Annotated in this window: 17 protein-coding genes; 1 reads left to right on the top strand and 16 read right to left on the bottom strand. The window is 66.1% G+C overall.

What is annotated here, in order from left to right:
• Nucleotides 1-36: 36 nt before the first annotated feature.
• Nucleotides 37-240, top strand: coding sequence for a hypothetical protein (locus E3T49_RS13380; protein ID WP_134425395.1), 204 nt, complete (start codon nt 37-39; stop codon nt 238-240).
• On the opposite strand, the gene E3T49_RS13375 is transcribed toward E3T49_RS13380, so the two are convergent.
• From E3T49_RS13375 to E3T49_RS13300, 16 genes are all read right to left on the bottom strand, one after another.
• Complete coding sequence (locus E3T49_RS13375; protein WP_134425394.1) at nt 217-618, bottom strand: hypothetical protein; 402 nt, start codon at nt 616-618, stop codon at nt 217-219. The genes E3T49_RS13380 and E3T49_RS13375 overlap by 24 nt on opposite strands.
• A 26-nt stretch (nt 619-644) precedes the next feature.
• Nucleotides 645-1,247 (bottom strand): hypothetical protein, encoded by a 603-nt coding sequence (locus E3T49_RS13370; RefSeq protein ID WP_134425393.1) that lies wholly within the window; start codon nt 1,245-1,247, stop codon nt 645-647.
• 84 nt (nt 1,248-1,331) lie between these two features.
• On the bottom strand, nt 1,332-1,859 hold the full coding sequence (locus E3T49_RS13365) for a phage tail tube protein (RefSeq protein ID WP_134425392.1): 528 nt from the start codon (nt 1,857-1,859) through the stop codon (nt 1,332-1,334).
• Between the two features lie 92 nt (nt 1,860-1,951).
• Nucleotides 1,952-2,380, bottom strand: coding sequence for a hypothetical protein (locus E3T49_RS13360; RefSeq protein WP_134425391.1), 429 nt, complete (start codon nt 2,378-2,380; stop codon nt 1,952-1,954).
• Entirely contained in the window at nt 2,377-2,781 is a 405-nt protein-coding gene (locus E3T49_RS13355; protein ID WP_134425390.1) for a hypothetical protein, read from the bottom strand. Before E3T49_RS13355 ends, E3T49_RS13360 begins: the two co-directional genes overlap by 4 nt.
• Nucleotides 2,781-3,200 (bottom strand): DUF6093 family protein, encoded by a 420-nt coding sequence (locus tag E3T49_RS13350; RefSeq protein ID WP_134425389.1) that lies wholly within the window; start codon nt 3,198-3,200, stop codon nt 2,781-2,783. Before E3T49_RS13350 ends, E3T49_RS13355 begins: the two co-directional genes overlap by 1 nt.
• A complete protein-coding gene (locus E3T49_RS13345) occupies nt 3,197-3,565 on the bottom strand; it encodes a Gp19/Gp15/Gp42 family protein (RefSeq protein WP_134425388.1) in 369 nt (122 codons plus the stop codon). Before E3T49_RS13345 ends, E3T49_RS13350 begins: the two co-directional genes overlap by 4 nt.
• 15 nt (nt 3,566-3,580) lie before the next feature.
• On the bottom strand, nt 3,581-4,060 hold the full coding sequence (locus tag E3T49_RS13340; protein ID WP_134425387.1) for a hypothetical protein: 480 nt from the start codon (nt 4,058-4,060) through the stop codon (nt 3,581-3,583).
• A complete protein-coding gene (locus E3T49_RS13335; RefSeq protein ID WP_134425386.1) occupies nt 4,060-5,097 on the bottom strand; it encodes a major capsid protein in 1,038 nt (345 codons plus the stop codon). The genes E3T49_RS13340 and E3T49_RS13335 overlap by 1 nt, the downstream gene beginning before the upstream one ends.
• 11 nt (nt 5,098-5,108) lie before the next feature.
• Complete coding sequence (locus E3T49_RS13330; RefSeq protein WP_134425385.1) at nt 5,109-5,531, bottom strand: head decoration protein; 423 nt, start codon at nt 5,529-5,531, stop codon at nt 5,109-5,111.
• Between the two features lie 38 nt (nt 5,532-5,569).
• On the bottom strand, nt 5,570-6,187 hold the full coding sequence (locus E3T49_RS13325) for a hypothetical protein (RefSeq protein WP_134425384.1): 618 nt from the start codon (nt 6,185-6,187) through the stop codon (nt 5,570-5,572).
• Nucleotides 6,188-6,259: 72 nt separating this feature from the next.
• Nucleotides 6,260-7,126, bottom strand: a complete 867-nt coding sequence (locus tag E3T49_RS13320; protein WP_134425383.1) for a hypothetical protein — start codon at nt 7,124-7,126, stop codon at nt 6,260-6,262.
• Nucleotides 7,083-8,510, bottom strand: a complete 1,428-nt coding sequence (locus E3T49_RS13315; RefSeq protein ID WP_134425382.1) for a phage portal protein — start codon at nt 8,508-8,510, stop codon at nt 7,083-7,085. The genes E3T49_RS13320 and E3T49_RS13315 overlap by 44 nt, the downstream gene beginning before the upstream one ends.
• A 9-nt stretch (nt 8,511-8,519) precedes the next feature.
• Nucleotides 8,520-10,169, bottom strand: coding sequence for a large terminase (locus tag E3T49_RS13310; protein ID WP_134425381.1), 1,650 nt, complete (start codon nt 10,167-10,169; stop codon nt 8,520-8,522).
• A gap of 8 nt (nt 10,170-10,177) precedes the next feature.
• Nucleotides 10,178-10,657 (bottom strand): phage terminase small subunit, encoded by a 480-nt coding sequence (locus E3T49_RS13305; RefSeq protein WP_134425380.1) that lies wholly within the window; start codon nt 10,655-10,657, stop codon nt 10,178-10,180.
• 61 nt (nt 10,658-10,718) lie between these two features.
• Nucleotides 10,719-11,243 carry an HNH endonuclease gene (locus E3T49_RS13300; RefSeq protein WP_166785555.1) on the bottom strand — a complete coding sequence of 175 codons (525 nt, stop codon included), beginning with the start codon at nt 11,241-11,243 and terminating at the stop codon, nt 10,719-10,721.
• Nucleotides 11,244-11,536: the final 293 nt, after the last annotated feature.

The raw sequence follows: 11,536 nt of genomic DNA, 5'->3' as shown, positions 1-11,536 counted from the left end.
TGCGGTCCTCCGGATGTTGAGTTGTAGGATCAGCGCATGACTAATCAGGGGAATGTCGCCAAACGAACTGCGCCCGTCGTGATGCTGCGGGTCGCCGGCATGCTGGCTGTGCTCGGGTGCCTCATCGGGCTAGGCGGCATGCTCGGCCAGAGCCTCGGCTTCGTCACACTCGCCGGCTGGGTACTCGCAGCAGCCGCAGGGACCGCCGTGGCCGCCCTAATCGTTCGGGTCGCCCGCTAGCTCACCGTGCTTCTCCACGACCCAGTACGCCCCGTTGAGGTTCGGCGGGGAGTCCTTCGGGAACTCGGCACGGTAACGATCCACGTCGTCTAGGCGAGCCTTCTCCGCATAGTTGAAGAACGGGCCCGCTGCAGTGAACCGCAGCGTACTTTTGTAGTTCATCGGGTCAGCCTCGGGGCTCATCGTTTCCGCGAGAAAATGCCCGTTCGAGTCGATAGAAGCCTCGAACTCTGCCGACGCCAGCAGCAATTCGCGCTGCTCATCGTCGAACTCGGCCTCGCACCGCGTGATCGACCGCACCAGCACGCCGTCGACGTGCTCATACTCGGTGACCTCGGCCGGCTCCCAGCCATTCAGGCGGCGGGGAGCCACGCCCATGCGAGTGGCGAGCTTGAGTGTCTGCCTTAGGCGGTCAGACTCGCCGATACTTTTTTCAGCTCGAGCAGCCGTTCGCTCGGGCCGTACACGTTCAGCGCGTACAGGGCGTCGACGATGGAGCTGAACTCGGGGCCGGACGTGGCGGTGAAGATGTCCTGCCACTCGTCGGTCGGGTTCGGGTTGCTCTTCGTCTTGCGATGCACGACCGGCACCTCGAGGTCGTCACCGTTGACCACGTGGCCGTACACCGTGCCGTCAGCGTGAACGAACTTGGCCGCGAGCTTGCACACCTCGTCGAGGCTGTACTTGTAGAACTGATCCAGAAGGCTGTTCGGGTCGGGCGGGCAGAGACGGGTCAGCTTCGTCCACTCGTCACCGGGCAGGCGGGTGAATCGGAGAGTGACCAGCGAGTCGGCCTCTTCGGCCAGGATCTCGTCAAGCTTCTCCTGCACCACACTCGCCGCAGTCGGCGCGCTCAGGCGGTCGTCGTTCGCTTCCTTCGCGGTCGCAAGCTCGGCGGTGAGCTCGGCGCGCTTCTCGGCCAGGTCCCGCAGCAGCGAAACGGTGACGTCGAGAGTGGTTTTTGGGGCAGCCTTCGCGGCTGCGATCTTCTCGGTGATGCTGGACATGCTTGCCTCCACAGTTAAATCCACAGTTGGTGAGGGGGACCTGCAGGGGCGCGACTGTGGGCACGCCCCTGCAGGGGGTTTTGGTTAGACGGCGAGAACGCCTTCGACGATCGGCCCGGTGATGGCGGCCTGCTGCGTGTAGGTGAACTTGCCGGTGCCGTCGACCGCGCCACGGATCTGACCGCCGAGCAGAACCGGGATGGTGCGCACCGGCTGGGCGGCCGCCGCCAGGACGGTGTTGGCGATGTTGCGGCGCTCGACGAAGTTGCCGGCCTTGGTCGTGAGCGGGGAAATCGGCTTCAGGACCACAGCCGCCGAGCCGATTGCCGAGGAGTCGACGTAGACAACGCCGGACCCGAACGTCTGCACGAGCTGGTCGAGCGACTCCAGCGGGGTCATCAGGCCGAGACGCTCGTCGAGCATCGTGGCCTGTGAGCCAGCGAGCGGCCAGCCCGCGGGAGTGAAGCTGTGCGTGATGCGGAACGCGGTTGCCGCGCCGATCTCGGTGGACGCTTTGGGGGCGGCGAGGTCGGCGATGGTGGGAACCCACCAGATAACCGTGTTGCCCTTCTGGTCGATGGCCGGGGGAACAGTGTCGGCGGAATCTGCCATGGGGTTGTCCTTTCGGTTCTCCCCTCAAGCGGGGGTTTTTTGTTTCCGGGCATTCCGGAATCACCGGCAGGTAGCCGGTGAAGTGATGGGGACTACGCGGGGTCGCTGCTGAAACCGCACTCGGCGACGTGGTAGCAGAGAGCCGGGGAGACGTCTGTGTCGAGTTGGATTGGCAGTGGGGACGTGTACCAGACCTGCCCGGGGCGTTCTCCGGGAATTTCTGGGATGACGCCGCGGCCGTTGATGAGCAGCTGGTCCTTGATCGCTTCGGCAGCCCAGGCGGCCTGGTCGGCATTCAGCCCGACCGCATGGACGACAAAGCGGGGGGACTGGGTCACGGCCGGCCCGTCCAGCCGGTCTGATTTGTCGGCCCCGGCGGTCGGGTGGATGACGACGTAGGGGGGAAGGACCTTCACGTCTGCGCTGGGTGCCGGGTACTTGGCGACCGTCACGAACGTCTTCGTAGCGAGGGCGGGGATCTCCTGGATCGTGGCAACAAGCCAGGCGGTGTGTTGTCTCACAGTCCCGACTCCTTCAGCGCGTCGTCGACGGCTCGCGCTAGTCCCTCTTGGAAGTCGTCCTGGTTCTCCTGGAGAGCGGCAAGGCCGAACCCCCGTGGCGGGTTGTTGATCGACCCGTACTCGGAGAAGACTCCGAGCGGACCCTGCCGGCGGGCCTTGTCAAAGCCGATCTCTGACTGGATGACCGAGGCACCGAACCCCTGGAAGGTGGTGATGTCGTAGGTGACCGCAGAAGGTAGGCCGGGGAGGCTGCGGGAGCCTCGGAGCTTGTCCTGCCAGGACTTCCGGACTTTCTGCGAGGTGACGTGGATTGCTGAGTTGATCCACGGGCCGGTGTTCTTGGGTACCTCGGCGAGGTCAGCGGCGAGGCGGTCGAATTCGCTGAAGTCGAAGTCAGCCATCAGGTCTCCTCGACGCGGAGTTTGCGGGCGGTCCCGAATGTCTCGTGCTGGGGGCCCTCGACGCGCAGCTGCACGCCGACCAGGTCGGCGTCGTTCACGCTGGCGGTATAGGTGACGATGTGGTCTTTGGCGACCTCGGTGGAGGTGGCGACGGGAAGTGAGAGGATCGCCGTGTTCTGGGTGAGGATCTGGCCGGCCGCGTCGACCTGCTGGACGACGGTGTCATTGAAGGCGAGGAGGCAGGGCCCGTCAGCGTCGAGCGAACTGAGCGGCGGGTACACGCGGGTGCGGATGGTGTCGTAGTTGCCGGTGGCTTCGTTGAGCGTGGCGCTTGTCGTCACGCTCTCGATGACGCAGCGGTCGATCATGAGTTTCTCGTGGGCGGCGCGGCCGCGGCGGAGCGCGCTGGTCGCGCTCATATCCCGGCCCGGAGGTTCACAGTGCCCCAGCTGGCGCGCCGCCGGCGGAGGGTGGCGAGGTCGGCCTCGCTGATGTAGACCTCGCCGCGGGAGATCGCGGAGTCGAACCGGTAGACGTAGCCGTCGATGGTCTCGGTGAGGTAGCCCTCAGGGTTCATGAACACGCGCTTCACGGCGTTCACGACTGCGGCCTTCGCGTTGGCTTTCGCCAGTTCGTTCGTCAGGACGCGGGCGTCGATGCCCGGGGAGACCCCCCTCAATTTGTTGGAGGCCTCCTCGAGCAGTGCGTCGGCGGACGCAGCTTCGTCCACGGTGAGGGTACGCCATGCATTTTTGAGATCTTCGGCGCTGGCGAAAGCCTGCATGGTGTACCCCTTTTTCTACTCGGTTGCGGTGCTGTTGGCGTCCAGGGTCGCGATGATCTCCGCGACGCTCACGTCGTCGTCGGTCTCGAAGCCCTGGGCGTCGGCGTAGGCACGCCAGGTGGCGACGTCAGCATCCTTGGCGGGGATGCTGTTTTCAGCGGCCGGCGTTTCGGCCGGCGCGGCCGCGGGGGCGACGAAGGCGTCCACGAGGTCGAGGATGTCCTTCTTCGATGCCTTCTCAGGCACCTCGATGCCGAGGCTGACCGCGTAGGCCAGCCAGACAGCCGCGCCGGACCCCGCGCCAGCGCGCGGGGGGGCCCCCGCGACGCCGGTCGCGGGCACCGATGTGGCCGGCGCGCCCTCGGTCGGCGCTTCCGCCCAGACCTTCGGGTTCGTGATGAGCGCCGCGATCCCGTCGGGGATGACGTCGTCCGGCCCGTAGACCTTCGACTCACCCCCGACGTGCACGTGCACGAACGTGCTCAGGCGGGCCATTAGGCCACGTCCGCGATCATGAGCAGCTTCGCCTCGGCGAGGACCGGCATGGCGACGGCGTCCACGTAGGTGAACTGGCGGTACGGGGGGCCGTCCTTCTCGATGACGCCGACGATGCCGGGCGCGTCCTCGAAGGCCATGTCGGCCTTGTTGGAGTCGATCAGCTCGAGCGCGGTGGCTGAGATGCCCCACGCGGTGTAGCCGAGGTCGCCCAGGTTCTCCGGGGTGAAGAGGATCCGGTCGTCGCCGATCGACGGCGTGGTGACACCGTCGACGTCGAGCTGCTTGATCCGCATCACCGTGATGACCGGGAGGCCTTCGGAGGCGAGCAGGTCGTTGAGCTCGTTCAGGTTCACGCGGGTCTTGCCCGACGTGGAGCCGTGGACGGCACCAACGATCTGCGCGTTCGCCTGCATGAGGCGGGCGATGCGCTGGGAGACGCGCGCGGCCGCGGGGACGAAGCCGTTGGTGGCCGCGTAGGTGTCGCACCAGGCGAGGTAGTCCGAGAGGACGGTCGCCGAGGCGGTGTTCGTCCAGAGGGTCGCGGCGGTGACCTTCTGGTTGGCCGGCACACCGAAGTCGGCTTCGCCCTGGAACCCGTTCTCGTTGATGGTGAGCTTGCCGTCGGAGAGGACGTCACCCCATGCCTGCTCGAGGCGGTTCTGCACCTCTTCGGTCAGGGACTGGCTGTCGTTGTAGACGGCCTGGGCGAGGGCTTCTGAGTTCGTGCCGCCGGTGCGGGCGAACTCGAGCTGCAGACGCTCGTACTCGCCGACACCCTTCGAGGATCCGAGGGGCAGCAGCGACACACGCTTCTCGCTGCCGGCGTCACGTGCGGACACGTGGATGCGGCCGTCGAAGCTGCGGAAGCGCGCGGTGCGGTTCGTCTTGACGATCTCCGCGAAGTCGATCGTGTTCGTGGTGAGGTACCGCGGCGGGAACGCGTTGAGGAACGTGAGGTCGCCGGCAGCGGGCACTTCGCGCACGAAGGTGGTGAGGTCGGCCGGGGTGACGGGGCCGTCGTAGAAAATTGCCATGGTGAGGGTCCTTAGGCCGAGAAGTGGATGAGGGAGAGGGCGGTCTTGGCTGCGGCGGTGATGCCGCCGCTTCCGGCCTGGAAGGGCAGGCGCACGGCGTTGACGAAGCCGTGGACGACGAGCGCGCCGCCGACCTTGGTCGAGCCGGTCTTGACGCTGAGCGATCCGTAGAGCAGACCGATGCGGCCGTCCGTGGTGATCTGGCGGCCGTCCAGCGCTGTGCTGTCGTACGGGCCGTACAGGCCGGACGCGGTGATCTTCGCGAGGACGATGCCCGAGGGGATGTAGCCGTTCGGGTAGTGGGTGCCGGCGGTGAACGTGGACACGTCGACGGTGATCGACGGGGTGGTTCCGGGCTCGGTGCCGTGGGGGCTGAGCAACCAGGAACGGTTCTCGACCTGGCTGGTAGTCGTGACGACTGAAATGTCGGTCATGTGCTTCTCCTACAGATGGGGGGTGGAAGGGTGGGGTGTTACTTGCTGCCGAAGCGTCGTTCGGCTTCCGCTTTGCCTTTTTCGCCAGCGGCCGCGTGGATGGTGTCGCGGTTGCCCTGGCCGATTCGGACCGGCTTGCGCTTCTCCTCTGCCGTGACGGCGGTGGAGTTCTTCTCGACCCAGACCTTGATCGCGTCAGCGTCGGGCTTGTCGCCCTTGATGAACTGCGAGCGGTCGAGGTCGAGCAGCGCGGCCGGGTCCGCGGTGCGGCCGGCGAGTGCTGCGGTGAAGGCGGTGCGGAATCGTTCGGCACCGAGAACCGTGCGCACCTCGGCGCGGCCTGATTCTCTGGCTTCCTCAATCGCTTTCTCGGAGTCCGTCTGGTTCGCGGTCTTGAGGTCGTCGCGCTCTTTGACGAGGGCGGTGACCTGCTCGGGCGTGAGCCCGCCGAACAGCTTGAGCTTGTCTTCGAGCTTGCGACCTTTGCTCTCGTGGAACGCGATCTGCTGATCCGGCGTCATGTCCTTGACAGGTGTGTTCGCCGGGAACTTCGGATCGGGGTCGCCGGCAGCCGCAGCGGCTGCGGCGGTGCTGGCTTCCAGAGCCTCAGCATCGGTGATGAAGCGGAGGCGGGGATTGCGGAATCGGACGCGCATTGTTTTGTCTCCCATGTCGGGTGTTGGATAGGCCCCATGGCGGGGTGGTCTGCCGCTGGTGCGGCAGAAGATTTAGAGGCCGAGGTCGGCGGCAGAGGTGAAAGCGTCGTCACGCCAGCCGATTACCGGGCCGTACTCGCCGTGCTGGCGGGTAACGACCAGGTCGGTGTAGTCCGCGGCTTTGCTGGATCCGTCGCGGAGGGTGATCGACTTGCCGTGGCCGTCGATGATCCGGGCGCTGCGGTCGGATCCGGTGCCGGTGAAGCTGGCGATCGCGCCGTGGGTGGCGTCGAGCAGGTCGGGCTCGATGATCTGGCCCGGGTCCTGCGTGTTCTCCTCCTGGCAGTAGCAGTCGCATGCCGGGTGGATGGGCTGCAGGTCGCCCTGGTGGTATCGCTGGGTGGACGCGATGACGCAGAGCGCACAGTTCTCGGCCCCGGTGAGTCGGCGGCGGTACCAGGCGTACCGTCCCTGCCGGGCAACCGTGTGGGTCTTGGCCAGCTGCAGGTCGGTGCTCGCGAGGTTCCTCGCCCGGGCCAGGCCCTGTTTGGCGGCCGTGACGAACGGGGTGCCCTTCGACAGCGCCGAGTACATGGTGACTGCTGGTCGGTGGTAGACGGTGGAGGGTTCCACGCCTTGCCGCAGCGGCGCACCGGTGACTGCCTCGATGTCGAGCGGCGGAGCGGCCGCGTTCTTGCCGGTGGCGATGTTCTGCATGCCGGCCAGGTAGGAGTTCGTCAGCTGCGCGACGCGGCGTTCACCGGAGAGCACCACCGGGATGACGGCGTTCTCGTAGGCGATGAAATCGGCGTCCCGGTAGTTGCCGAGGCCTTCCCACCGGTTGGCGATGAACAGGCCGACCTGGTCGCGGGTGGCCGCGACCAGGTTGACGTAGCTAGCCTGCGTTCGGCTGAGCAGCAGCGCTTGGCGTTGATCCACTGAGCACCCCCGCTATCGCGTCGTCGGTCACCTGGTTCTTCATCAGGCCGATTTGCTCCGGGCTGAACTGGAGGATGTGCGACCAGATCGTTTCCTTCGGGACGCCACCGCTGGGGGCCTTCGATGCTGCGTCGTACTTCTGCTGCAGCGAGTACCGCTCGGCGGGGGCCCAGTCGATGACGATGTCCTTCTTCACCGCCCGGGCGGTCTCGCCCAGGGTGAGGAACGCGATGACGTAGACGAGCACGAGCGAGCTCGCGGCGCGCTTCTGCTTGTCCTCGGTCTTGAAGATCTGCCCTTCCTTGATCAGGGCGGCACCCTCGGCCGACTGGTTCACGGCATCGGGGGAGATCACGGACAGCGGCGTGCGGGTGACCGCGGCCAGGTGCTGCACGTCGTCTTTCACGGAGGAAAGGATGCCCTGCAGGTCTGCCTGGGTGGACTCCCAGATCTTCGCGGTCGCGGGAATCTTGAGCCAGGCACCCGGGTCCGCAGTCAGGATGTCCGCGTAGTCGATCGGCTGGCCGTCTTCGTCCTCGTCCGGCATGTCCTCCGGGTCGACGAGCAGCGCCCGCTGCTTGAACGCCTGGTAGGTGGCGATGACCATCCGCTGCAGGAGGGTGTGGTTGATGCGGTCGAGGATGTCGATGTGCGGTTCGAACTCGCCGATCCCGCGGCGGTTGCGGAACCGGACGACGGGGACGAGCTCGTGCTTGAGTTCCTCGCCGTCAGCGCCACCGTCGGCGTCTTCCCACTCGTAGGCGGCCGCGGAGAACGACTGCTTGGAGAAGGCGCGCTTCCGGGGCCGGGAGGCGACGTAGCGGCGGGCGTTATCACCGTCCTGTCCGTAGATGAACAGGTAGATGAAGTCCTTCTCTTCGTCGGGGTCGTGGAACATCTTGATCGCGCAGCGGACGATGGACTGCCGCACCGGGTCGTGGATGGTGACGACCTGCCGGGGATCCTCGCCGGTGATGACGACCTTCGTGGGGTCGTCCTCGTCCTCGCCGATCATCATGTACGCGTCGCCGAGCGCCAGCATGTTCTCGAGCACGTCGGAGAACTCGATGTCGAGGTCGTTGTCGCGCCAGATCGACCAGGCGAGGTCGTCGCCGTTGCCGTCCTTGTCGACCGCTGTGCGGATGGACCGGACGGAGCAGCGTTCGCGTACCGCTCCGACGATCAGCTCGGCGAAGTTCGTCCGGGCTTTCTTCTGGAACGCCTGGTATGCCTCGCGGGCCTGCTCGGCACCGACCGGCAGCGGCGGGTTGCCGTCGTGGTAGGCGGCGAGCTTGGCCAGCCGGGGTTGGCGCAGCTCGAGCTTCCGGACTGCTTTGCGCATCCACCAGCCGGGCGACATGGGCGTCTTCGTATCGATTGGCACAGCGGCCTCCTATCGGACTCGGCGAACTCGTACTTTCGGTTTCCGGCGGGGTTTCGCGCCGGCCTTGCGTGCGTCGAGGCAGGCTTTCCACGACAGGACGGCGGCCATGGCCGCGTCGAACTTCTTCTCCAGCTCCTGCTTCTGCAGGATCCAGAGCGGTTCGCCGAAGTCGTCGAGGATCTTGAGGTCCTTGCGGCCGGCGTTGCCGATGTGGCGGGCGAAGTTGACGTCCGGCGGGTGGGTGGTCAGACCGGAGTCGAGCGCTTCGACGTACTGGCGCAGCGCGTACGCCATGGGGACACGGCGGGCGGTGAACCACTCCTCGACCTGGTCGGGCCAGCGTGCTGACCACGACCCGAGCGTTTCCGTCCAGTGGGGCGGGTCGCCGTAGAGTTTCCACACGTCGAAGTGCTTCATGATCCAGGCGAGAGCCTCGGTGACTTCCTCCTCGGGCACTTCCCACGTGTCGTCGTCTTCCGGGCGTTCCCAGAGCCAGTCGTGGTCCGGGTTGCTGTCGGGGCCGAGGATCTGCACCCCGGTGGTGACGTCGGTGACGACGAACGCGGTTGCGTCGCGGAACCGGGCACCGTCGAAGCCGACCGTGACGAGGGCCCCTTCCGGGATGCTGGCTTTCGTGGCGGTGAGGAACGTCCACCGTGCCGGGTCGAAGGCCTGCGCTGCGGATTTCGTCCACCGGTTCAGCCACACCCGCTCGAGGTAGGACTTGTCCACACCGGACCGGTCCCACTGCTTCGCGATGCCGTAGAACTGGCCGGGACCGTACTCGCCGACGGGGCCGGTCGCTTCCTTGATGGCAGCGATTCGACCTTCCATGGTGTCGAGGTCGTGGTTCCCGGAGGAGTCGCGGTGGAAGTAGAAGAGGTCCGGTTCGTCGACCTTGCCGGCGGCGATGGCTTCCGCGTTGTGGAAGGTGTTCTCTTCGATCGAGCCTTGGCCGGGCTGGCCGGCCGTCGAGGTGGACAGCGCCCACGGGTCCTCGAGGACCCGCTTCTCCATGTTGGCCATCATCGTCTCGTAGGCCTTGTGGTGGTTCGGCAGGTAGAGGCGGTGGGGCTCGTCGAAGTACTGGAAGGTGGTGAGCGCACCGTCACGGGATCCGGGGGAGTTGGATACCGGCACGGCGCGGCCGTCGGCTTTACCGCGGTGGTCGAGGCGGATGATGCGGTCGAGGCCGGCGTCGAAGAGGTCGGCGTCGGGGCCTTCCTGCACGATGTAGAGCAGGACACCGTAGGCGAGCTCGGCGACCTGACCTTCGGTGACAGCCATCATGGGGATGTACGGGAAGACGACGGGACGGCCGACGGGGTTGCCGTTGGCGTCCCAGCCGTCGAAGCGTACTTCCGCTTCGGGGTGGAGCTCAGCGAGGGTGATCCACGCGCCGAACTCGGTCTTGGCGAGGCCCTTCCGCCAGGAGAGGCCGCCACGCTTGAACCGGCGGCGGCCGGCAAGGTCGTGGCCTTGCGGGTAGAGCTCGTACAGGCGGTAGATGGCGGCGCGCTTCTCGTCGTCGAGACGAGCAGCCTGGCCTTTGAGGGAGCCGGGGCCGAAGATGGCGCGCTCTTCGATGAAGTCGCAGACCTGCGGGCCGAGTGTCGGCCAGGGCTCTGCGTCGAGGGCTGGGACGATCAGAACACCCATGTGGGCCTCTAATTCACGGCTGTGAGAACAGCTCTCGGGTCAGGTCCCTTGGATGCGGGGCGCTGCTGGCGGTCCTTGCGCACCTGGCCGCGGTCCTTGGACTCTTCCGCGGTTTCGATGGTCCATTCCAGACGACGACGGTCGTAGGGGGTGAGGCCGAAGGCGACACGCTGCAGGCGGATCTCCGCAGCGAGCTTTGTGGAGGGTGCACGCCAGAAGTCGTCCATGAGCACGGCGAGGAGGAACAGCTGGTGGCGGTCGGCGGAGTGGTACTCGGCGGCCATGGGCGAGGCCCAGAGGTCTGCCCACCAGGAGAGGGTCTCGGCGTTCCACGGGACGGAGATGTACGTTTCGAGCTGCTCGCTGTACTCGTCGGGCCGGGTCGGGAGCATGGGCACGATGACGGCGGGACCGTCGGCGAGCTTGGAGGCGGTGGAGGCCGTGTTCCGGCGTGCGCGGGTGGTCGCGTCCTTCTTCGGTGCTGCCATCGTCGCGCCTCCTCTCAGGATTCGCCTCTCCCATTGGGGAGCGGGAGGGGAGGAGGCGCGGCTAGTAGATCAGCCGGGTGCCTTTGCGGACGTTGCAGGTGAGGTGGGCTGATTGTGCGTTCGCCCGTGAGTGCTCTCCACCGAGGGCGAGAGGAAAGATGTGGTCGATGGTCGGGTAGAGCGGGTGAGGAAAATCGACCAGCATGTTGAGTGGCTCATCACAGATCCTGCACAGGTACCCGTCACGCTCGAATATCTCAATCGCTTCGAATGCCTCGACTCGGGCATCTCTCAGAAGCGCTCTGCGGCGGTACTTCAGGTCACGCGCGCGGCCGTCGAATCGTCGTTGAGCGTTGTACGCGCGGTTGGCGCAGGATCGATCGCAGTATTTGCGCTTGCGCCCCAGCAGCTCTTTGCCGCACTGGGAGCAGTAGCCATCGGGGAAGGTTGGCGGCGGCTGCTTGCTGGGTATGCTCACGATCGTCCACGGCGTGCCGCTTCGGATCGGGTTTCGTGCGGAACGGTGGGATGCGACACGGCAACGGACGGAGCAGAACTTGGCGTGAGCGTTCATGGAGTCGGGCATGTTGCGCTCACCGCAGTGTTTGCAGGTCCTCATCGGCGGAACGGCGTGCCGGTGATGGTCATGTACCTGCCGCGTGTGTAGAACTCCACGGATAGCCCCTCCAGGGTGCGCTTCCAACCAGGTTGCGAATCAGCGTGAACCCAGATGTGCAATCCTTCGCCTGAGGGCGAGATCTCAGAGTAGAAGCCCGGGTTTGCGCCGACGAATCGCTCTGCAGCTTCGGTGAGTTTGCCACCGACAATGCAGTGGTCAAGGTCGAAGCAGCCGATGCCATCGCCGTTGAGAACGAATCC

It is taken from the genome of Cryobacterium cryoconiti (assembly GCF_004403065.1).
Classification (GTDB): domain Bacteria; phylum Actinomycetota; class Actinomycetes; order Actinomycetales; family Microbacteriaceae; genus Cryobacterium; species Cryobacterium cryoconiti.
The sequence above is the reverse complement of the archived record's forward strand: the minus strand, read 5'-3'. Positions and strand labels throughout refer to the sequence as shown.